Below are 21,354 nucleotides of genomic sequence, written 5' to 3'. Positions count from 1 at the left end.
TATGATTATCGAATTTGAAGAAAAACTACTTGAAGTAATTGATGCTCGCATTGAAAACGCATCAGAGGACGAACTGTTTGCCGGTGGTTACTTACGTGGTCATATTTCTCTTTCAGTGGCTTCATGTGAAGAAGAAGGCATTGAAGACGTGGCTGAAGTTAAAGCCCGCATCGAGAAGAGCCTAGATGACGCTCGCTCTGAACTAACGCCTGCAGATCGCACTATTGTTAATGACCTTTGGGTTGAACTGCAAAACCAAGCTTAATCGCTAACTATTTATCATTATCCGCTCAGTCCCTTCCTTTTCATTTTGCTGAGTCGTGAATTATTTGAGACTCATTCGAAATTTTTGAATGAGTCCGTTCAATCCTTGTGATGGTTCCATTTCCCGACTACGTTATTCTAAGCTCACTTAACGGAATTACATAAAAGGTCACATCATGAAAGTTATCGCATTCGGCGCAAGCACAAGCTCTACCTCTATCAACAAAACTCTAGCAACTTACGCAGCTAACTTGATTGAAGGTGCTGAAGTAAAAGTCCTAAACATCAACGACTACAACGTTCCTATGTTCAGTGAAGACACTGAAAAAGAGATTGGCCAAGCGGAAGGTGCTCAAGCATTCTTGCGTGATTTAGCAGAAGCGGATGCGTTTGTTATCTCTTTTGCCGAACATAACGGTCACTACCCAGCGGCATATAAAAACCTATTTGATTGGGCAACACGTATTGAGCGTTCAGTGTTTGGCGAGAAGCCAGCGGTTTACCTAGCAACTTCTCCTGGCCCTGGTGGCGCTCAAACGGTACTTGGCGCGGCAACGGGGTCTGCATCATTCTTTGGCGGCAACGTGAAAGCTTCACTATCAGTGCCAAATTTCTATGATAACTTTGACTTTGAGTCCGGCGCTATCAGCAACGAAGAGATTGCTCAGCAGATCAAAGACGCGGTTGCTAAGCTGTAAATACTGCTCCGTTTAGAACATCTGTTTAGATCAACAAGAACAATAAAAAAGCCCGAGTGACATAATGTCGCTCGGGCTTTTTAGCTTTTAGTTTCAGGTATTTCAGATGTTCAGAATAGTTGAACTAGAAACTATGGGTTTGTTCTAGAGTGTTTGTCTGCAACCCAACCAGCGGTTAATGCCTTACCTTTACGCAGCCTGCGCACCCACATTCTACTTGGGTGAATCGCTTCAAGCACATCAACCGGTAAAGGTAGCGGATCGCCACATATTTGTGATGCTAACACTTCGGCCAGCAATGGAGCAGAGCTTAAGCCGCGCGAACCCAGCCCTATAAAGCAGTACAGGTTAGAGAAACTTGCTACCGTTTGAACACCATCAATCGAGTGGCGCTGTGGGTTAAAGTTGTGCAGATCTTGGTACTGCGCTTTGATTGATTCAAAATCACCAACATTGCCGACAAATGGTAAGTGATCACGGCTTACGCTTCGGATACCTTGGCGCGCTAGGTTGCCACTGGTGTCGATATCTTTTGTCCACGCTTGATCTGGCAGCGATCCGTGCAGGCGCTCGCCATTATGCTGTTGAACTTCAATATCAAACTCTTGGTCGATATTGGTTTTGTCGTAGTTCGCACCAATACAGTGATGACCATTGTTTAGATTTTGCGGTGTTAGGTAGCCATCAAAGCACAACACGGTTTTTAACTTGGTTAAGTTTTCCGTGGTCGGAATATGGCTCACTTGGCCTTTAACTGGTGTCAGAGGTACAGGCTGAGTCTGCTCAAACTGGGTGAACTTGTGGCCGTTCGCAACTACCACTTGGTCATGTTTAGTTTGAATCTCACCTTGTGGTGTCTCAATGGTAAGTTGCCATTGTTGTTCAGTTTCGAGCCACTCAAGTTGAGTCACTTGATGTTGATAGTGAGCGCTAACTTGGTTGGTATGTTCTAACTTTTCGATCAAGCCTTGTGTCAGTTGTATAGGGCTTAACCAACCACCCAATGGAAAGTAAACACTCTCTTTATCAACCGGTAAGCCAATCTTTTCATTCGCTTGTTCTGGCGATAAACGCTGAATGAGATCTGTATGGAAATTACCTTCCAACATACGGTTGAGCTTTTTGGTTGAACCTTCATCCCACATCAGAATGTTCACGCCACACCAGCTGTGGTCAAATTGAATAGATTGCGCCGCCTGATTGACGAACTGGCGAGCAAACAGTAAACCGGGGCCAAACACGCGAGAAACGTTTGAGGTCGCTTCGCTCAATAACGGATAAATTGCACCTTGATTGTTGCCTGAGGCATTGCCCGCTGCTTGTGGGTGCTCGCAATAAAGCGTGATGTCTTTACCGCGGCGGCTCAGTGTTTTAGCCAACGCAGCACTGGCAACGCCACCACCAATGATCGCGATGTCTTGTGATTCGCAGTGTTCTGATAGGCCATACCAAGGTTTGATGTTGGTGTGAGCATGCTTTTCGCCCAGTCGGCCTGCAATCATTTCGCGTTTAGTGCCAAAGCCTTTAACCTTCTTCATCGCAAAGCCAGCTTCGATTAAACCGCGTCGAACAAAACCAGCAGCAGTAAACGTTGCACAACTGCAATTTTGCTTGGCCAGCTTGGCCATGCCGTCGAATAGGTTTTGATTCCACATCTCTGGGTTTTTGCTTGGGGCAAAGCCATCTAAGAACCAAGCATCAACCAAACCTTCACGTGGGGTTGGTACGTTAGGCATACAATCTTTAATATCGCCAAACCACAAATCAAGCGTGATTGTACCGTCGCCTAGCACAATGCGGTGACATTCCGGCAGAGCAATCGGATAATGTTCTTGGAGTTGCGTCGCATACTCGGCTAATTCTGGCCATGATTGGTGCGCTTTGATCAGATCCTCTTTGTTTAAAGGATATTTTTCAAAACTGATGAAATGTAACTCTTTGGTAATCGCTTGTGGGTTATCTTTAAGGAAAGTATCGAACCACTGCCACACAGCAAGAAAGTTTAAACCTGTACCAAAGCCGGTTTCAGCAATCACAAAACGACGTTGTTGATGTTCAACCCAACGCTCTGGAAGGTGGTTTTGCTTTAAAAAGACGTAGCGAGTTTCTTCTAAACCGTTAACATTGGAGAAGTAAACGTCGTCAAATTGGTCTGAAACTGGCGTGCCAGACTCATTCCATTCCAGTTCTGCATTAGTAATTGAAGTCATAAAATCTATCATTTTGTGATTTGAAGCGATATGTTGGTAGGGATTGTACGAATTTCTAGGAAAGCTGACCACTTTTGTTAGGCTTCTTAGTTATCATCTAGCTGAATTTAGAATTATAGGAATGTCACATGAAACGAGTCGTAATCACCGGTATGGGTATTGTTTCAAGTATCGGTAACAACGTCGAAGAAGTTTTAGCATCACTGAAAGAGGGTAAATCTGGTATTACCGCTTCAGAGCAGTTCAAGGAAAATGGCTTGCGCTCTCAAGTTTGGGGTAACCTAAAAATGAACCCAGCTGACCATATCGATCGCAAAAAAATGCGCTTTATGGGTGATGCGGCGGCATTCGCATATCTTTCAATGGAGCAAGCAATTGCTGATTCTGGTTTAACGGAAGATCAAGTATCTAATGACCGCACGGGTATCGTTGCGGGTTCAGGTGGTGCTTCATCTCTAAACCAAGTTAACGCGGTAGACATCATCCGTGAAAAAGGCGTTAAGCGCGTTGGTCCATACATGGTTCCACGTACAATGGCTTCTACGGTTTCTGCTTGTCTAGCAACGCCTTTCAAAATCCGTGGTGTGAACTACTCTATGAGTTCTGCATGTGCAACATCTGCACACTGTATTGGTCACGCGATGGAGCTTATCCAACTTGGTAAGCAAGACGTAGTATTCGCTGGTGGCGGTGAAGAGCTGGATTGGTCTCTGACTATGATGTTCGACGCAATGGGCGCACTTTCTACTAAGTTCAACGATACTCCTGAGCTAGCTTCTCGTACTTACGATGCGGACCGTGACGGTTTTGTTATCTCTGGTGGCGGCGGCATGCTAGTTATCGAAGAACTTGAGCACGCAGTTGCTCGTGGCGCAAAAATTTACGGCGAGATCGTAGGTTACGGCGCAACTTCAGATGGCTACGACATGGTTGCTCCTTCTGGTGAAGGCGCGGTTCGTTGTATGAAGATGGCGATGCAAAACGTTGATGGCGTTGACTACGTGAATACTCACGGTACTTCAACGCCTGTTGGTGACGTTAAAGAACTTGGTGCAATCCAAGAAGTTTTCTCTCAAGATAATGGCGGCGGCAAGAGCCCTGCAATTTCTGCAACTAAAGCGATGACCGGTCACGCTCTAGGTGCAGCTGGTGTACACGAAGCAATTTACTCAACACTAATGCTTGATAACGGCTTTATCGCACCAAGCATTAACGTTGTAAACTTAGACGAAGCAGGTAAAGGCCTAGACATTGTAACGGAAGCTCGTGAACAAGAGCTAACGACGGTTATGTCTAACAGCTTTGGTTTCGGCGGTACTAACGCAACGCTAGTAATCAAAAAGTATCAAGCTTGATTTAAGAGACAAGGTTAATCGTTAAAGGGGGGCGAGTGCAGACTCAACACGCGCAGCTCTTCTAATAATAACGGCTATCAGAAGCTTGTTTAGATATAGGTTTTTAAGCGTGGTTTTTTAAACGTGTTTTTAACATGGTTTTTAAAATCGGGGTTTAGAAATTGAAAGGTTTCCAGAGCTTGATCAGTAGTGACTTAGTTAGTACTGGTTGAACAGACGCAAGACTCTGTCTCCTGGAGAGCGAGATAGGATCCTTTTGTTCTGGATGTTTGCCCGATTGTTTATTCAATCGGGCATTTTTCGTTTTGACCTTGGATATAACTCAATTCCTTTTCTTGTTTGTGAAGGCTAGGGGATTCAGCCCTTTATTCATAATGTATTCCAATTGTTACTCGACACCGTGTGTGTAATTTTGCACAATCATTTCAATTCACATTTAGGTCGATAGACCCCAACAAAAGTACTCGCCAAATGAAAATCTTAATCGACGAAAATATGCCTTACGCTGAAGCGCTGTTTAGCCAGCTAGGTGAAGTGACAATGAAGTCTGGTCGCACACTCACTGCTGACGACCTAGTTGACGTAGACGCATTGATGATTCGCTCTGTTACCAAGGTAAACGAGTCATTAATCAGCAAAGCCAATAAGCTGAAGTTTGTTGGTACTGCGACGGCTGGTATGGATCACGTTGACCAAGAATTGATGAAAGAGCGTGGCATTTTCTTCACTGCAGCGCCTGGCTGTAACAAGGTGGGTGTCGCTGAGTATGCCTTCAGCGCGATGATGGTGCTTGCTCAACAACAGGGTTTTTCTGTTTTCGACAAAACGGTCGGTATTATTGGTTGTGGTCAAGTGGGCAGCTACTTAGCGAAATGCTTAGAAGGTATTGGTATTAAAGTTCTGCTCAACGATCCTCTTAAGCAACTGGAGGGTGACACTCGTGAATTCACCGACCTTGAAACGTTATTAGAACAATCCGACGTGATCACGTTACATACGCCTATCACCAAGACGGGCGAGTTTCCAACGCACCATATGATCAATGAGCAAGTGCTAAACAACTTCCGCGCCGACCAAATCCTGATTAATGCGGCTCGTGGCCCAGTCGTTGATAACCAAGCACTAAAAGCTCGCCTGCAAAAAGCTGACGGCTTTACTGCCGTTCTTGATGTATTTGAGTTTGAACCTGAAGTCGACATGGAATTGCTTCCACTGCTTGCTTTCGCAACGCCTCACGTAGCGGGCTACGGTTTAGAGGGCAAAGCGCGCGGTACGACCATGATCTTTAACAGCTATTGTGAGTTTTTAGGTGCGGAACAACGTGCTTATGCAAGCGATCTTCTACCGACAGCCCCAGTGCCTCAAATGAAATTAGATAGAGCTTGGGATGAAGCAACACTGCACAATTTGACTCAGTTGATCTATGATGTGCGCAAAGACGACGCCTTATTCCGTCGCAATATCTCTACGCCGGGTTCTTTTGACAAGATGCGTAAAGAATATTGGGACCGTCGAGAGTACAGTGCTGTCGAGTTAACGGGCGACGAATCTTGTAATTTAACGCCGTTATCTAAACTCGGTTTTATGGTAAAACCAACTTTATAAAAGAGAGAAACAATGAGCCAAGAATTTAATATTGCTATTTTAGGTGCGACTGGTGCGGTTGGTGAAACCATTCTTGAAGTACTTAAAGAGCGTAAATTCCCTGTCGGTGAAATGCACTTACTAGCAAGTGAACGTAGTGAAGGCAAAACTTCCCGTTTTAACGGCAAAACAATACAAGTACAAAACGTAGAAGACTTTGATTGGTCTCAAGTACATATTGCGTTTTTCTCTGCAGGTAGCGAACTTTCAGAGCGTTGGGCTCCAATCGCTGCGGATGAAGGTGTGGTTGTTATCGATAACACATCACGTTTCCGCTACGAATACGATGTTCCTCTGGTGGTACCAGAAGTGAACCCTGAAGCGATTGCTGAGTTCCGAAACCGTAACATAATTGCAAACCCTAACTGTTCTACTATCCAAATGGTTGTAGCACTTAAACCAATTCACGATGAAGTGGGCCTTGAGCGTATTAACGTTTCAACTTACCAATCTGTATCTGGTGCGGGGAAGCCGGGGATCGATGAGCTAGCGGGTCAAACGGCTAAGCTTCTTAACGGCATGCCAGCGGACAAGTCAGCGTTCTCACAGCAGATCGCCTTCAACTGTATTCCTCAAATCGATGAATTTACAGAGAACGGCTACACGCGTGAAGAGATGAAGATGGTTTGGGAAACTCAAAAAATCTTTGCTGACTCTTCAATCACGGTGAACCCTACGTGTGTTCGCGTACCTGTATTCTACGGTCACGCTGAATCTCTACATATTGAAACTCGCGCTCCAATCGCTGCAGAGCAAGTGGTTCAGCTTCTTGAGAACACAGAAGGCGTTGAAGTATTTCAAGCGTTAGACTTCCCAACTCAAGTTCGTGATGCGGGTGGTAAAGATCACGTAATGGTTGGCCGTATTCGCAACGACATCAGCCATCACAGCGGCGTAAACATGTGGGTGGTTGCTGATAACGTTCGTAAAGGCGCAGCGACAAATGCAGTGCAAATCGCTGAAGTTCTGATTCGCGATTACTTCTAAGTTTCATTGCTTTGATAAATAAGCCTCACTCTTTAGTGGGGCTTTTTTAATCAATTGAAAATATTGTTAGGAAAATTGTGTGAAATTGCTGCGAATATTGTTGTCGTAACACATTTTTTGTCTTCGTCTCTATAGTTTTATGTCATTTATCCGATATATTTAATAGTCATCCTTTATCCGAATTTAAGCACCTAGCTGAGCACTTTATGTTTCAAATTTTTAAGCCTTGGTTAATGCCTTTGGCCGTTATCATTGCGACTCAGATTCCCGTTGTTCGTGCAGATTCCATTCGAGTTGTAGGGCCTAATGGCCAGATACAATCAGCGCCTACTTTTTCCGAACCTCTGCAAAGAGCGCAGCCGCTTAGCGCCTCCAATGGTACTAGTGAGCCCTCACGTTTCTATGGTCCAACTCGTGGTTCAGAGACGCTGTGGTCTATCGCCTCAAAATTACGTCCGGATAACTCCGTGTCAGTCCAACAAACCCTGTTGGCGATTTATCGCTTAAACCCTCAAGCGTTTGAAAACCAGAATATTCATAGCCTGTTGCCTGCGAGCAACTTACGTGTGCCTTCTTTAGAACAAGCTCGTGCCAGCTCAACGCAGCAAGCTGTCAACATCATGACTTCGCACCTTGCCAAGCTTGATGCTCCAGTGGCGAAGCCTGTCGCGCCAAAAACAAAACCAGTGCCAACTCGACCTGATGCAAGTGATAAAAGTGCGGCTTCAGCAAAGCAAGTAAGTACAGCTAAAGCGTCTACAAATCCATCTTCTCCAACTGATTCAACGTCTCCAACCAAGGATATGAACGAATTAGAAAAGACATTAAAACTTTCAGAAACAGAGTTACTGTCATTGGAAGAGAAAAATCATCAGCTTCGTTTAATGCTGTCGAACGTGCAGTCTGAAGTGGATGTACTTAAAACGGAACTAAGCGACGAAGACCGTATCCGCAGCGAAGTTGAGAAGCTGCTTGCTGAAGAGCGTAAAAAGAACGCCGAAATCGAAAAAATGGCACCGACTGCTACAGAACAGTTGTTATCTAATGGCTGGCTAGTGGCAGCACTTGCGAGTATTCCAGGCCTTTTACTTGGCCTTATTATTGTGATGCTGTTGGGGCGCCGATCTAAAAACGATGAACAGCAGCAAACGACGCAAGATCAACCTATTCAACCTGAACCAAGCAGTGTGACTCCTATCTCTTTAGGCGAAGAGATGAGCGATCTTGATAATGAGCTGTCTTTGGATGATGAACTTTTTGATACTGAAGACGACGCTACCAAGCTATTTGACGATCAAGCACTGGCTGAAGAAGACGATGTATTTGCAGGCTTAGATGAATCCGATCTTGATTTTAATCTTGATGGTGAAGACGATGACCCGTTTGCAAGTATCGGTGAAAACGGTGATTTAGACACCAACTTCGACGATCTGGACTTAGACAGTAACACCGGCATCAGTGTTAATGGTGAAGAAAAGGCGCTTGGTCTGGAAGAAATGGAACGCGCTCTGGATAAAACAGCGGAAAGTTCTCTTGATTCTGATGACGAGGACTTCGACCTTGCGGATGATAACGCGATGTCTGCTGATGAGGTTGAATCCCTACTATCTCAAGAGTCTGAGACTGAAGACTTAGGATCGAATGAGCTAGATCAGTCTCTATTAGATGATCTGTTCGCGCTTGATGACGAAGACGATGGTAGTTTCGATATCGATGCTTTGATTTCGGAAGAGCAAAGTGATTCGCCTTCTAATAACAGCACCCCAGCAACCGATGATTTTGACATTGATGCGCTTATTTCAGAGCAACAGAGCGATGCCAAGCCAGCTGACTTGAGCAATGACGAGTTCGATATCGATACTTTGATTTCCGAACAGCAAACCGCTGAACCTTCGGCTTCTAGTGTCGAAGAGGATATTGATGATATTTTTGCTCAGGTTGCAGCTCAGAAAGGTGAAACGAATGCTCCCTTTAACCTTGATAATGACGATGAGATTGCCGCTAACCTAAACAGTGGTTTGGCGTCTGATGATGATATCGAAAACATCCTGTCTCAGTTTGATAAGCCAACTGAAGATGAAGAAGCTCAAGACAGCGTTGATCTGCTCGATGAGCAATTGGCAGGGGATGACGTAGACCTAAGTAATTCGACCGATCTTCTTGATGAAATGTTGGAAGGTGAATCGGATGATGAGTCTGAAAACGAACCTTTAGGGTTTGACGCTTTGTCTGAACTTGAAGAGCTTTCTGGCATATCGGCGGACGATGACCTAAACATTGCGGAAGATAGCACGGAAACCTTAGATGAGCTGATCGGTGATTCTGACGGTGATGACTTCGAACTCGATGCAGATAGCACTGATTTGCTTGATGATTTTCTTGATAGCGAATTGCTAGCCGATGATGCATCAACAGATGAAGCGGGCGAGAAGGAGACTGAATCTTTAGATCCGTTTGATGATCTACTAACAAGCGGTATTGAAGGTGAATTAGAATCGGAAGAGCAAGCGTTTGATAAAGAACTAGAGGCGGCCTTTGACAAAGCCAATGAGGAGCCTATCAAAGAGTCAAGCGTTGAGACGACTCAGTCAACATCGGAGCCTTCTGAATTTGAGCCAGCGCAAGCTGCTGAGGTGAGTGAAACATCACAACCTGAACCAGTTAGTGATGAGCCGTTAGATTCGGAACCGACGCAAGCCAGCTCAGAACTTGAGCCAGAAAGCGATGATGTTATGCCACAAAACGATGAAGCCTTTAATCGTGATGACTTCATCGATGATCTATTTGGTGTAGCGCCAGCAACAGATGCTCTGCTTGATGATTCATTAGAAACCACAGACGAAGCGTTGATTGATGAGTTAATGACGCCTGATGACAGTGGCGTGTTGGAAGCGAATGAAGCGCAAGTTGAAGATCCAATCGAACAGGTTTCTGAACCAGATCAAACTCCAAATTCGGATATTCAAGAAGCACTTCCGGAAGAAACCGCATCGCCTGTTGAAGAAAATGACGAACTGGATATTGAGTCGCTGTTATCTGAAAATTCTGATGTTGAAGAACCCGCTTTCGCTGAATTAGAACAAGGAGCGCTTGAGCCGAAAGCAACAGATACACAAGACAGTCACGAAGAAATCGTGCCTAGCTCTGAAAACCAAACTTCACCATCGTCACTGAGTGATGTCTCAGAAAACGAAGAAGAGACGGTTGAAGATTGGTTAGCAGAATCGATCGACGATGTTGAGTCGCCATCGAACATCGACTCTGATTTTGACTTTGAACCGAAAATTCAAGGTAGCGATGAATTTGAGGATGTTGTTGAATCCTTGCCAGAGCCAGAGCCAGAGCCAGAGCCAGAGCCAGAGCCAGAGCCAGAGCCAGAGCCAGAGCCAGAGCCAGAGCCAGTTCGTGCAGCAAATATGCCAGAGATCATTCCAAATGAATTCGGCGTACCAGAAGATGACGATTGGCTGATTGAAGATGAGACGCCTGCACCAGAGGCAGAAACAACACCAGAACCAGCTGTTGAACCTCAATTAGACGCTGAACCGCAACCAACAGCTGAGCCGCAAGCTGAAGCGACACCACAAACCGAAGCTATACCACAAGTTGAGGTTGCACCACAAACTGAAGTGGCGGAGCAAGCCAGTGAAGAAGAATTTTCATTTGATGATTTCGACCTGCCAGAGTTTGGTGAAGAAGAGGCACTAGCGGAAGCTGATGTTGAAACAACACCAGAACCAGTTGCGCCCGCTGTTGAACCTCAACTAGACGCTGAGACGGAACCAACAGCTGAGCCGCAAGCTGAAGCGACACAGCAAGCCGAAGTTACACCACAAGTTGAGGTTGCACCACAAACTGAAGTGGCTGAGCAAGCAAGTGAAGAAGAATTTTCATTTGATGATTTCGAACTGCCAGAGTTTGGTGAAGAAGACGCATTAGCAGAAGTGGCTAGCGAACCGGATGAAGCACAGTTAGAGCAAGATCTCTCTGATGGTAACGAAAAGTTTGAGTTTGATGACCTTGAGCTGCCTGAATACGATGAAGAGAGCGCAAAAGCCGATTCTGTTTTAGACGATATTGAACAAAGCAGCGCCGAGCCTGTAGCGGAAGAGACAGGTATAGAGTTCGATGAATTGGATTTACCAGAATATGGTGAAGATGAAGCAATCTCTGATGCGTTTGCTGAGAAACCAACACCGCTAACTTCTTTCAGCCCACAAGGCGAAGAGCAAGATGCGTTGCATGATTTGTTCTCAAACCCACAAAGCTTTGCTCATGCTGATGCTCTCTCGGATGTTGAAAGCTCAGAGGCTGATTTTACACAACCAGATGAATCACTGGACGCGCCTTCAGAGCCAGGCTCAACGTCAAAAGCGGTTCAAGATGAACCACTAGAAGATTTTGATGAGACTGCTCTGGCTGAGTTACTTTCAGAAGATGTTCAAAACACTGTCGATAATATGTTTGACAAACCACTGGATGCAACGTCGATTGATAGCGCAGGTCTTGATATTGATGCGATGCTTGAAGTGGGCGGCGAAGATTGGAAGGGGTTTAACTTAGCGCCAGAGCAACAGTCGAGTATGCACAAGGATGTCCCTGATGATCAACAAGAGATTTGGGCGTCGGCAGAGCAACAAGCTGAACCTAAAATTAAAGAAGAGAATTGGGGACAACAAGACAACTTAACCGAATCAGGCAGAAGTCGTGATAAGCCATACATGACGATTGATGAATTGATGGCTCAAGTAGAGCAAGAAGGTGAAGAGGTCACTAATCCAGACGATGAAGAATTGAAGCTGGATGTTGGTTTAAATGAGTTCCCTGATGTTATCGGTGATATAGGCAATTTTGATGTTGATAGCAATGCAGAAGCTGCAGGTAAACTCGATTTAGCTAAAATCTACATCGAGATGAGCGACTCGCAAGGTGCGATTAAGCTTCTAGAGGAAGCTATTGTTGACGGAAGCGATGATATTCGTCGCGAAGCCAAGAATATCATCGATAAGTTAAACGGTCGGTAAGCTCAACGAAATAGAAAGGGTAGCATTGGCTACCCTTTATTTTAGGGTGAGGCTAAGAGCCTTTGTTTTATTATTACAGTTTTAGCCCCATCCTGTTTGGGATAGCACCGATTTCCGTATATACTTCTCGCCCATTTTCAAAGAGAACAAGAACATGAAAATTGCTTTAGGTATTGAATATAACGGTACCCACTACTTTGGTTGGCAGCGCCAACGAGACGTGAAAAGTGTCCAAGAAGAATTGGAAAAGGCTCTTTCAGTTGTCGCGAATCACCCTGTTGAAGTTATGTGCGCAGGTCGCACAGATGCCGGTGTTCACGGTACGGGACAAGTCGTTCACTTTGAAACTAATGTCGATCGTAAAATGGTGGCATGGACAATGGGCGCTAATGCCAACATGCCAAAAGATATTGCGGTTCGTTGGGCGGTAGAAGTGAATGAAGATTTCCATGCTCGTTTCTCTGCTACTGCACGCCGTTACCGCTACATTATCTTTAACCATGCACTACGCCCTGGTATTTTGAATTCAGGTGTTAGCCATTATCATGGCCATCTTGATGAAAAAAAAATGCATGAAGCGGGTCAGTACTTACTTGGTGAGAATGACTTTACTTCGTTCAGGGCAACACATTGTCAATCTCGTAGCCCGTGGAGAAATTTGATTCACTTAAATGTGACTCGTCATGGGCACTACATCGTGATCGACATTAAAGCGAATGCGTTTGTTCACCATATGGTGAGGAATATTACTGGTAGCCTTATTGCAGTAGGTAAAGGTGAGCAGAAACCAGAGTGGATCCAGTGGCTTTTAGAGGCCAAAGATCGAAAAGTTGCCGGCGCGACTGCAAAAGCGGAAGGCTTGTATCTGGTGGATGTTGATTATCCTGAACATTTTGAGCTACCACGAGAGCCGGTTGGCCCTCTTTTCTTACCAGATAATTTGAACTAAATGTGAGACTTAGGTTCAAAAAACATGGTGATTTCGTGTGTAAGATGGTGACAGAAAATAGGTACAACCAGTTTTTTATCTACAGTCGCTGTTTTATGTGCTTTAATTCCCACGCATAATTCCCAAATTTATTTCTTTCGCAATCAAGCGCAAGAATCGAAACAAAAAGGTCTTCCATGAGTTGGCTTGAAAAGATTTTAGAAAAAAGCAACATCGTAACATCTCGTAAAGCGTCTATCCCTGAGGGTGTTTGGACTAAATGTACTTCTTGTGAGCAAGTGCTTTACCATGCTGAACTAGAGCGTAACCTAGAAGTATGTCCAAAATGTGATCATCACATGCGCATGAAAGCACGTCGCCGTCTGGATACATTCCTAGATAAAGGTGAACGTGTTGAACTCGGTGCTGAGCTTGAACCACAAGACAAACTGAAGTTTAAAGACTCTAAGCGTTACAAAGAACGTATCTCTGTTGCTCAGAAGAACAGTGGAGAGACAGATGCATTAGTAGCAATGAAAGGCGAATTGCTTGGTTTACCTATCGTAGCGTGTGCTTTTGAATTCTCATTTATGGGCGGCTCTATGGGTTCCGTTGTTGGTGCTCGTTTTGTGAAAGCGGTCGATGCTGCTATTGAAAACAATTGTGGTTTAGTTTGTTTCTCTGCAAGTGGTGGTGCGCGTATGCAAGAGGCGCTTATGTCTCTAATGCAAATGGCGAAAACCAGTGCAGCGCTAGAGCGTTTATCGGCGAAAGGCTTGCCGTTTGTTTCCGTAATGACTGACCCAACAATGGGTGGTGTTTCTGCGAGTCTAGCAATGCTAGGTGACATCAATATCGGTGAGCCAAAAGCATTGATCGGTTTCGCTGGACGTCGTGTAATCGAACAAACGGTACGTGAAGATCTTCCTGAAGGTTTTCAACGTAGTGAGTTTCTACTAGACCACGGTGCTATCGATATGATCGTTGACCGTCGTGAGATGCGCCAGCGCGTAGCTAGCTTAGTTGGAAAAATGACCAACCAGCCTTCACCATTGGTAGTTTCTGTGAACGATTCACCGAATGAAGCCACTTATGAAGTACCAGAAGCGCCAGAAAAAGGGTAAAGTACCTTCTAACAAACCTACTTAATTATGGTTATGAGTTAGATGAGTCAACAACCTATTCCTCAAGCCACATCCTCTTTGGAGATGTGGCTTGATTATTTATCAAACATCCACACAAGCGCTATTGATCTTGGGTTAGACCGAGTTCAGGCCGTCGCTTCTAAGGTAAACCTCACCAAACCTGCTCAACACGTGATTACCGTTGCTGGAACTAATGGCAAAGGCTCAACGTGTGCCCTGATGGAAGCAATTCTGTTAGATGCTGGTTACTCCGTTGGTGTCTACAGTTCCCCTCACTTAATCCGCTATAACGAACGTGTTCGTATCAACGGCCAAGATCTATCCGATAAAAAGATCGTGCAGTCATTCGATTTTATTGAAAAAGAGCGTGGCGAAATCAGCCTTAGTTTTTTCGAGTACGGCACCTTAGCCGCGTTACGCGCATTTCAAACGGAAGCGGTAGATGTCGTGTTATTGGAAGTGGGATTAGGCGGTCGTTTAGATGCAACGAATATCGTTGATCATGATGTGTCTGTGATTACCAGTTTGGCTGTCGATCATGTTGATTGGCTTGGTGACGACATCAATGTGATTGGCTTTGAGAAAGCGGGTATCTATCGTAGTGGTAAGCCTGCTATCTGTGGACAGCCTAAGCCACCAGCAACAGTTGCTGCACATGCAGACGATATAAAAGCTGAATTTTACCAAGTGGGTATTCAATACACCTATGATGTTGACGGTGATATTTGGAACTGGCGCAGTGGTGCATTCCAATTAGAAGCTTTACCAATTCCTAGTTTACCGTTACCTAATGCGGCAACCGCATTGATGGCGTTGGGAACTTCAAAACTGAGTATTAGCGATATAAATATCACTAATGGTCTAAAGAGCGCACAGCTTCCCGGACGTATGCAGAAAGTCAGCGATCAACCTGTGATTGTGCTTGATGTAGCGCATAATCCACATTCGGCTGAGTATTTTGCACAACAAGTTATTCAAAAGTATGCTGGAAAAAATTTACACGTTGTAGTCGCCATGCTTCATGACAAAGATATTCCCGCAACATTGGAAGTATTAACACCAGTTGCAACACATTGGTATCCAGCTTCACTACAAGGCCCTCGTGCGGCAACCGCTGCCGAATTGTGTGAAAGCCTACCAAAGGGCGTAGAGCAGTATTCAACCCCTGTAGCGGCGTTTGAAGCGGCTTTAGATTCTGTCCAAGGTGACGATGTTGTGTTGGTGGTCGGTTCTTTCCATACTGTAGGTGAAGTGCTGGAGCATTGGCAGAAAAAAGGAAACTAAATGGCAAGTAAATTCCAAAGCCGATTAGTCGGCACTATCATTTTAGTGGCCATAGGCGTGATTGTATTGCCAGATGTGCTTGATGGTAAGAAGCTTCATTACAAAGAAGAGTTTGCAAGCATTCCAATTAAGCCTGAGCTTGATAGTAATGTTGAAGTATTTGAAGTACTCGATCCTGTTGAAGATCAGATTGCGCTGCCGGACTCTCCGGTTGAGCAGGTGGTTGAAAGTGGTGGCGACAGTTCAAAGACCCAAACAGCGTTAACGTCTGATGATACAGAATCCGACAAAGTGGCTGTTGTGGTTAAGCCTGTACCTGAAAAAAATGAATACCAAGATAGCGCGTGGCTCATTCAATTGATGGCTTTAAAAAATGCTGACAACGCCAAAAATGTTGTTAAGGATTTACAAAAGCGTGGTTACCAGGCTCACACCAAGCAAGAAAATAGTTTTACGCGAGTAATTATTGGCCCGGATGTCTCTAAATCCAAACTTGAGCGACAAATTAAGGAATTAGAGAAAATTACGGGTTCAAAAGGTCAGTTGCTCAAATTTAAACCGTTAAATCCATAAGAAAACGTTTGCGTCAGCATTTTTTCTGTTAAAATGCGCGCCAACTTAAGATGAAGAATTCATGAATTGGTTAGATTTTGTCATTTTAGGCGTGATCGGCTTCTCTGCCGTGATCAGTTTAGTTCGTGGTTTCGCTAAAGAAGCGTTGTCATTGGTTATTTGGTTTGGAGCATTTTTTATTGCTAGTCAGTACTACGCTAAATTAGCCATGTACTTTACCAATATCGAAGATGAGATGTTTCGAAACGGAACTGCGATAGCAGCATTGTTTGTTGCAACGTTAGTTGTCGGTGCCTTAGTTAACTATGTCATCGGTCAGCTAGTTCAGAAAACAGGCCTGTCAGGTACAGACAGAATCCTCGGTGTCGTCTTTGGCGGTTTACGTGGTGTTTTGATTGTCTCTGCAGTGTTGTTTTTCATGGATGCGTTTACTGCATTCCCAAGTTCTGAGTGGTGGAAGAGTTCGCAATTGGTTCCAGAATTTAGTCGAATCATTGCGCCGTTCTTCGAGCATTTACAAGCAACATCTAGTTTCTTATCTGGCGCGCTTTAGCGCCAGTTAATATCGAAAATCGAGGGTTAGGACATGTGTGGTATTGTTGGAATCGTGGGTTCAACACCTGTAAACCAGTCAATTTATGACGCTTTAACGGTATTGCAGCATCGTGGCCAAGATGCCGCTGGTATTTGTACCATAGAAAGCAATCGTTTCCGTCTGCGTAAGGCGAACGGTTTAGTCAAAGATGTTTTTGAAGCAAAACACATGCAGCGCTTACAAGGTGAAGTTGGTATTGGTCATGTTCGTTACCCTACTGCGGGTAGTTCAAGTGCATCTGAAGCTCAACCTTTCTACGTAAACTCTCCTTTTGGCATCACGTTGGCTCACAACGGCAACCTGACAAACGCAAACGAAGTGCGTGAAAAGTTGTTCGAGAAAGACCGTCGTCATTTAAATACAACTTCTGACTCTGAAGTTCTATTGAACGTTTTGGCTCATGAGATCGATACCGTTAAAGGTAACGTGACTTCTGATGATGTTTTCCGCGCTGTCTCTAATGTGCACCGTACGATTCGCGGCGCTTACGCAGTGACGGCAATGATTATCGGCCACGGTATGATTGCATTTCGTGACCCACATGGTATCCGTCCTCTGTGTCTTGGTAAGCGTGAAGTTGATGGTAAAACAGAGTACATGGTTGCGTCTGAGTCAGTCGCGTTAGACGCTGTTGGTTTTGATTTTATGCGCGATGTTGCTCCTGGTGAAGCTATCTACGCCACATTCGATGGTGATCTTTTTACTAAGCAATGCGCAGACAACCCACAACTAAACCCATGCATCTTTGAATTTGTATACTTTGCTCGCCCAGATTCATTCATCGACAAAATCTCGGTTTACAGCGCACGCGTTGAGATGGGTGAGATGCTAGGTAAACGTATTAAAGAAGAGTACGCCGACTTAGATATTGATGTGGTTATCCCAATTCCTGAAACTTCGAACGATATTGCGCTACGCATCGCTCAAGCGATCAACAAGCCATACCGTCAGGGTTTCGTGAAGAACCGTTATGTTGGCCGCACGTTTATCATGCCTGGTCAGCAACAGCGTAAAAAATCAGTTCGCCGTAAGCTGAACGCAATCCGTTCAGAGTTTAAAGGTAAGAATGTTCTATTGGTTGACGACTCTATCGTTCGCGGTACAACGTCAGAGCAGATCATTGAGATGGCTCGTGATTCAGGAGCAAGTAAAGTCTTCATGGTTTCAGCAGCTCCAGAGGTGCGCTTTCCGAACGTTTACGGCATCGATATGCCGAGCGCGATAGAGCTGATTGCTCATGGTCGTGACAACGAAACAATTTGTAAGCAGATTGGCGCAGATGCTTTGATTTTCCAAACGCTACCAGATCTAATCTCTGCGGTAGGTATGGGCAACCAAGACATTTCTCGCTTCGATACTTCGGTATTTAACGGTGAGTATGTAACAGGTGATATCGACCAAGCGTACTTAGATTTCCTAGATTCTTTGCGTAATGACGACTCAAAGGTTCAGCGTGAAATCCAACAAGACCTAGCGAACCTAGAGTTACATAACGAAGGCGCTTAGTCTTTCCGTTAGGAATCGCGCTTTTTTGCTAGCGATTCAGAATTTAAAAAACCAGAGTATTCGCTCTGGTTTTTTTATTTTCGAAAAGAGAATTGGTTTTAATGAATGTGGTATGCGATCACAAAATCAATAAACAATCTTACCTTCTCTGGCAGGTGGTCTTTGTGATTATAAAGCATGTAAATATCACGAGGGTTAGCGCTCCAGTCTTCTAGGACCTGCACTAAGCTGCCATCTTCAATATATTCACGAATCATCACATCAGGCATTAGGGTGATACCTAGGCCTCCAGAACATGCTTGTCTCACTACATTGAGTGCATTGGCGTTGAAACGACCTTTCTCGCTGTTAACCACCGTCTCATCATTAGAGTTACTCAGTTGCCACTTAATTAGCGGGTAGCCTTTTAGAAGAGAGTGGTTAGCCAGTTCTTCCGCGTGGCTTGGTGCCGGGTTCTTCGCTAAATAATCAGGGCTCGCGATAAGAATATCTTTTACTTCACTGATTTTTCTTGCGATTAGACTTGAGTCACGTTGTGGGCCAACGCGGAAAATTACGTCCCACTCGGTTGGATCAAGCTGATCGGCTTGGTTGTTCATCATCAATTCAATATTGATATCAGGGTATTGAATCATGAAGTCGCTGAACATTGGCATCATCATGCGTTTGGTCAGGTTGGATGGGGCCGTAATACGAATCTTACCGGAAGCTCCTTTGCACACGTCCGTGAGCTCTTCTGCAGTAGAAGACAGACGTTGCAATAGCGGAGAGCATTCATTGAAAAAACGTTCGCCAGCCTCTGTTAAAGAGAGTTTACGCGCGTGTCTATTGAGAAGCCTCAGGTTCAGAGAGTCTTCTAAGGCTTGAATACGTCGTGTAATGGTCGCAACCGGAATCATAGTCTTGCGCGATGTTGCGGTGTAGCTCCCATTTTCAACGACGAGTCGAAAGAGGTTTAAATCATCTAATTTCATAAATCCAGACACATTTGTTTACAATCTCATCTAATTTATACGTAACAGTGAGATCAATGTTTGCGTTACGTCAACTCGTTGCACTATTTACAAGTATTCCAACCCTCGTCACGAATTACCAGTAAAGAGTGAACATTTGTGTATTTAGCATTTTGTTACTAAGTTTTATATTAGTTCTTAGAACAGATAACAATAATAATTCGACTTAGTTTTGTGAGGTTATAGATTATGTACAAAACTCACAGTCAGCCAGTAATGACCTCGGCTCAGGAAGTAATCAACCAGAAATGCGTAATGTTGGTTGATGATGATCCTATTTTTCGCCGTATAACCAGCGCGTACTTAGACACGATTGGTTATAAAGTGGTTGAGGCTGAAAATGGACTGGACGCTCTGCAAAAGCTCAGAGACTCGGCGCCAGATTTAATTGTGTGTGACTTGTCAATGCCGATCCTGGACGGCATTGAGCTTGTGGAAGAGCTCAGTTTAGAGTATCCATCATTGCCTATGATCGTTGTCTCAGGGACAGACGATATGTCGGATGTGGCGAAAGCATTACGATTTGGCATCAAAGACTTCTTAGCCAAACCTTTAGAGGATCACGGTCACTTAGGCAGTGCGATTGCGAATACGTTAAAAGATTCATTCGACAACATTTCGGATCAACGAGATTTTTCAAGCCAATGGTTTTGTGTGGATGACGGAGGAGAGATCCCCGAAGATCAAGAGCTGCATTGGCACCTGAATTATTTACAAGAAAACCCAAGTGCAGCAAAAGACTTACTGCATGCGCTGCTGCCTGAAAAAGATACAAGACAAGGCTCATGGTGTTGTAGTTATCGATTATTGCAATCAACAGAGATGATGCCGCTTGTGTTTGACTACGCATGGATGATGAATGGGCAGTTTGCTTTTTACCTCGTCGATTCGTCCTCTTCTGATAATGCCAGCTCAGCGTCTACATTGTTGGTGCGAGCGCTATTTCACGATTACATAAGAAATAGAAAAGATTTTAATGTTGATCTCAAAGATATTGCTGAGATTTTAGAGAAGGGGATTGAGTGCTCCAAATGTGCCACGCCCGTTAATGCATTGTTTGGTGTCGCCAACCTTGCCGAGGGTACCATCTCTGTTTTGCCTGCGGGTCTAGATGGACGCTGGTCGAATGGTGAGATGAATCAAAACATTGCCGCTGGTGAGCGTTTAGGCGAAAACTGTAAGAAGAATTTTATTACGAGAGACTTGCCGATTGAACAAGGCTGCCAACTCTCATTGAGCTTGCTTGGAGCGGCGAGCTTTAGTTTAGACATACACCAAGGGTCTACCGATTAACCCTATATTTCCTCGGTTTTTGTGAATAATTGATTAAGGTATAGTTGCGCAAATGGTGTGGCTATGCCTTTTTTGTTAAATGTCGATTTAGCAAAGCGGGTTTGGTTCGCCAGATAACAGATACTTACCTTTACTAACAAAAACAAGAAGCAATCATGGCAGATAACAAAGACTTTCAAGACCCGTTTAATGTATTCTATTTTTTAGGATTTTTAGCCGCATTTTTAGCGATTCCATTGTTACCAGCAACATTAACGTTGATCCGTGTATTCAATGGTTACGCAACATTTTAGTTAACCGATTTCCGTTTGCTGAATCGTAGTTGACTGATTCAGAGTTGACTGATTGAAAGTTAACGGGTCGTGATTAATTTAAGGAGGCCACAATTAGCGTTCGAGTTTTAAGTCTCAATATTGCTGGTGGCCTTTGCATATTTCTCGCAGTGCTAGGGATAGTTTTACCTGTTCTGCCAACCACGCCTTTTCTCCTTCTTGCTAGCGCATGCTTTATGCGAAGCAATCCTAAAGTTCATAAATGGATGCATGAACACAAAACGCTGGGTCCTTTACTGAACAATTGGTATCAACATGGTGCCGTCACCAAACAAGTTAAAACGCGCGGTGTGTTCTTTATCTTGTTGAGTTTTGCGTTATCCATCTGCTTTTCCCCGATCATTTGGGTTAAGGTTTTCCTAATTTGCGTACTTGTTATTCTTCTCACATGGTTTATGCGACTTCCAACCCATGAGTTGGTTGCTGACAGCAAAGAAAATCACTACCATTAAGCCAATGTGCCTGCTTGTAAAGCGGGCGTTTATTATTTCAGCAATCAGGGC

General features: G+C 44.4%; 17 protein-coding genes. 15 read left to right on the top strand and 2 right to left on the bottom strand.

Annotation, left to right across the window (positions count from 1 at the left end; all coding sequences use genetic code 11):
* Window position 1: 1 nt before the first annotated feature.
* Together OCT63_RS13880 and OCT63_RS13875 are read left to right on the top strand one after the other, a co-directional pair.
* Window positions 2-265 (top strand): YfcL family protein, encoded by a 264-nt coding sequence (locus OCT63_RS13880; protein ID WP_017056440.1) that lies wholly within the window; start codon window positions 2-4, stop codon window positions 263-265.
* Between the two features lie 175 nt (window positions 266-440).
* Complete coding sequence (locus tag OCT63_RS13875; protein ID WP_046222661.1) at window positions 441-962, top strand: NADPH-dependent FMN reductase; 522 nt, start codon at window positions 441-443, stop codon at window positions 960-962.
* 131 nt (window positions 963-1,093) lie between these two features.
* Here the strand turns inward: OCT63_RS13875 and mnmC are convergent, their stop codons facing one another.
* On the bottom strand, window positions 1,094-3,172 hold the full coding sequence (gene mnmC / locus OCT63_RS13870; RefSeq protein ID WP_269983896.1) for a bifunctional tRNA (5-methylaminomethyl-2-thiouridine)(34)-methyltransferase MnmD/FAD-dependent 5-carboxymethylaminomethyl-2-thiouridine(34) oxidoreductase MnmC: 2,079 nt from the start codon (window positions 3,170-3,172) through the stop codon (window positions 1,094-1,096).
* Window positions 3,173-3,300: 128 nt separating this feature from the next.
* On the opposite strand from mnmC, the gene fabB reads away from it, so the two are divergent.
* The 10 genes from fabB to purF all read left to right on the top strand — a co-directional run bounded on the left by fabB (window position 3,301) and on the right by purF (window position 18,213).
* Window positions 3,301-4,527 carry a beta-ketoacyl-ACP synthase I gene (gene fabB, locus OCT63_RS13865; RefSeq protein ID WP_060468233.1) on the top strand — a complete coding sequence of 409 codons (1,227 nt, stop codon included), beginning with the start codon at window positions 3,301-3,303 and terminating at the stop codon, window positions 4,525-4,527.
* Window positions 4,528-4,998: 471 nt separating this feature from the next.
* Entirely contained in the window at window positions 4,999-6,132 is a 1,134-nt protein-coding gene (locus OCT63_RS13860; protein ID WP_136981447.1) for a 4-phosphoerythronate dehydrogenase, read from the top strand.
* Window positions 6,133-6,144: 12 nt separating this feature from the next.
* A complete protein-coding gene (locus OCT63_RS13855) occupies window positions 6,145-7,158 on the top strand; it encodes an aspartate-semialdehyde dehydrogenase (RefSeq protein ID WP_017056445.1) in 1,014 nt (337 codons plus the stop codon).
* A 206-nt stretch (window positions 7,159-7,364) separates the two neighbouring features.
* Window positions 7,365-12,182 (top strand): FimV/HubP family polar landmark protein, encoded by a 4,818-nt coding sequence (locus OCT63_RS13850; protein ID WP_269983895.1) that lies wholly within the window; start codon window positions 7,365-7,367, stop codon window positions 12,180-12,182.
* Window positions 12,183-12,336: 154 nt separating this feature from the next.
* Entirely contained in the window at window positions 12,337-13,131 is a 795-nt protein-coding gene (gene truA, locus OCT63_RS13845) for a tRNA pseudouridine(38-40) synthase TruA (protein ID WP_161672284.1), read from the top strand.
* 176 nt (window positions 13,132-13,307) lie between these two features.
* Window positions 13,308-14,234 carry an acetyl-CoA carboxylase, carboxyltransferase subunit beta gene (accD, locus tag OCT63_RS13840; RefSeq protein WP_060467291.1) on the top strand — a complete coding sequence of 309 codons (927 nt, stop codon included), beginning with the start codon at window positions 13,308-13,310 and terminating at the stop codon, window positions 14,232-14,234.
* A 42-nt stretch (window positions 14,235-14,276) separates the two neighbouring features.
* Window positions 14,277-15,539, top strand: coding sequence for a bifunctional tetrahydrofolate synthase/dihydrofolate synthase (folC, locus tag OCT63_RS13835; RefSeq protein WP_161687056.1), 1,263 nt, complete (start codon window positions 14,277-14,279; stop codon window positions 15,537-15,539).
* Window positions 15,540-16,112, top strand: coding sequence for an SPOR domain-containing protein (locus OCT63_RS13830; protein ID WP_161687054.1), 573 nt, complete (start codon window positions 15,540-15,542; stop codon window positions 16,110-16,112).
* Between the two features lie 61 nt (window positions 16,113-16,173).
* Complete coding sequence (locus tag OCT63_RS13825; protein ID WP_017056451.1) at window positions 16,174-16,665, top strand: CvpA family protein; 492 nt, start codon at window positions 16,174-16,176, stop codon at window positions 16,663-16,665.
* 33 nt (window positions 16,666-16,698) lie between these two features.
* The gene (gene purF, locus OCT63_RS13820) at window positions 16,699-18,213 is read left to right on the top strand and encodes an amidophosphoribosyltransferase (protein ID WP_017056452.1); all 1,515 of its coding nucleotides are present in this window, start codon (window positions 16,699-16,701) and stop codon (window positions 18,211-18,213) included.
* 98 nt (window positions 18,214-18,311) lie between these two features.
* On the opposite strand, the gene OCT63_RS13815 is transcribed toward purF, so the two are convergent.
* Window positions 18,312-19,187 (bottom strand): LysR family transcriptional regulator, encoded by an 876-nt coding sequence (locus OCT63_RS13815; protein WP_060467294.1) that lies wholly within the window; start codon window positions 19,185-19,187, stop codon window positions 18,312-18,314.
* Window positions 19,188-19,415: 228 nt separating this feature from the next.
* Here OCT63_RS13815 and OCT63_RS13810 point away from each other — a divergent pair, with 228 nt between their 5' ends.
* The 3 genes from OCT63_RS13810 (at window position 19,416) to OCT63_RS13800 (ending at window position 21,303) form a co-directional block, all read left to right on the top strand.
* The gene (locus tag OCT63_RS13810) at window positions 19,416-20,519 is read left to right on the top strand and encodes a response regulator (protein WP_060467295.1); all 1,104 of its coding nucleotides are present in this window, start codon (window positions 19,416-19,418) and stop codon (window positions 20,517-20,519) included.
* 155 nt (window positions 20,520-20,674) lie between these two features.
* Window positions 20,675-20,812 carry a hypothetical protein gene (locus tag OCT63_RS13805; protein WP_004734169.1) on the top strand — a complete coding sequence of 46 codons (138 nt, stop codon included), beginning with the start codon at window positions 20,675-20,677 and terminating at the stop codon, window positions 20,810-20,812.
* A 119-nt stretch (window positions 20,813-20,931) separates the two neighbouring features.
* Complete coding sequence (locus OCT63_RS13800; protein ID WP_077680152.1) at window positions 20,932-21,303, top strand: YbaN family protein; 372 nt, start codon at window positions 20,932-20,934, stop codon at window positions 21,301-21,303.
* The last annotated feature ends 51 nt before the right edge of the window (window positions 21,304-21,354 follow it).

The organism is Vibrio sp. RW (assembly GCF_027587105.1).
GTDB lineage: Bacteria > Pseudomonadota > Gammaproteobacteria > Enterobacterales > Vibrionaceae > Vibrio > Vibrio toranzoniae.
The sequence above is the reverse complement of the archived record's forward strand: the minus strand, read 5'-3'. Positions and strand labels throughout refer to the sequence as shown.

Excerpts from the sequence above, each read along its gene's own strand:
- OCT63_RS13880 (WP_017056440.1), top strand. The coding sequence starts at position 2 with ATGATTATCGAATTTGAAGAAAAACTACTTGAAGTAATTGATGCTCGC.
- OCT63_RS13875 (WP_046222661.1), top strand. The coding sequence starts at position 441 with ATGAAAGTTATCGCATTCGGCGCAAGCACAAGCTCTACCTCTATCAAC.
- mnmC (WP_269983896.1), bottom strand. The coding sequence starts at position 3,172 with ATGACTTCAATTACTAATGCAGAACTGGAATGGAATGAGTCTGGCACG.
- fabB (WP_060468233.1), top strand. The coding sequence starts at position 3,301 with ATGAAACGAGTCGTAATCACCGGTATGGGTATTGTTTCAAGTATCGGT.
- OCT63_RS13860 (WP_136981447.1), top strand. The coding sequence starts at position 4,999 with ATGAAAATCTTAATCGACGAAAATATGCCTTACGCTGAAGCGCTGTTT.
- OCT63_RS13855 (WP_017056445.1), top strand. The coding sequence starts at position 6,145 with ATGAGCCAAGAATTTAATATTGCTATTTTAGGTGCGACTGGTGCGGTT.
- OCT63_RS13850 (WP_269983895.1), top strand. The coding sequence starts at position 7,365 with ATGTTTCAAATTTTTAAGCCTTGGTTAATGCCTTTGGCCGTTATCATT.
- truA (WP_161672284.1), top strand. The coding sequence starts at position 12,337 with ATGAAAATTGCTTTAGGTATTGAATATAACGGTACCCACTACTTTGGT.
- accD (WP_060467291.1), top strand. The coding sequence starts at position 13,308 with ATGAGTTGGCTTGAAAAGATTTTAGAAAAAAGCAACATCGTAACATCT.
- folC (WP_161687056.1), top strand. The coding sequence starts at position 14,277 with ATGAGTCAACAACCTATTCCTCAAGCCACATCCTCTTTGGAGATGTGG.
- OCT63_RS13830 (WP_161687054.1), top strand. The coding sequence starts at position 15,540 with ATGGCAAGTAAATTCCAAAGCCGATTAGTCGGCACTATCATTTTAGTG.
- OCT63_RS13825 (WP_017056451.1), top strand. The coding sequence starts at position 16,174 with ATGAATTGGTTAGATTTTGTCATTTTAGGCGTGATCGGCTTCTCTGCC.
- purF (WP_017056452.1), top strand. The coding sequence starts at position 16,699 with ATGTGTGGTATTGTTGGAATCGTGGGTTCAACACCTGTAAACCAGTCA.
- OCT63_RS13815 (WP_060467294.1), bottom strand. The coding sequence starts at position 19,187 with ATGAAATTAGATGATTTAAACCTCTTTCGACTCGTCGTTGAAAATGGG.
- OCT63_RS13810 (WP_060467295.1), top strand. The coding sequence starts at position 19,416 with ATGTACAAAACTCACAGTCAGCCAGTAATGACCTCGGCTCAGGAAGTA.
- OCT63_RS13805 (WP_004734169.1), top strand. The coding sequence starts at position 20,675 with ATGGCAGATAACAAAGACTTTCAAGACCCGTTTAATGTATTCTATTTT.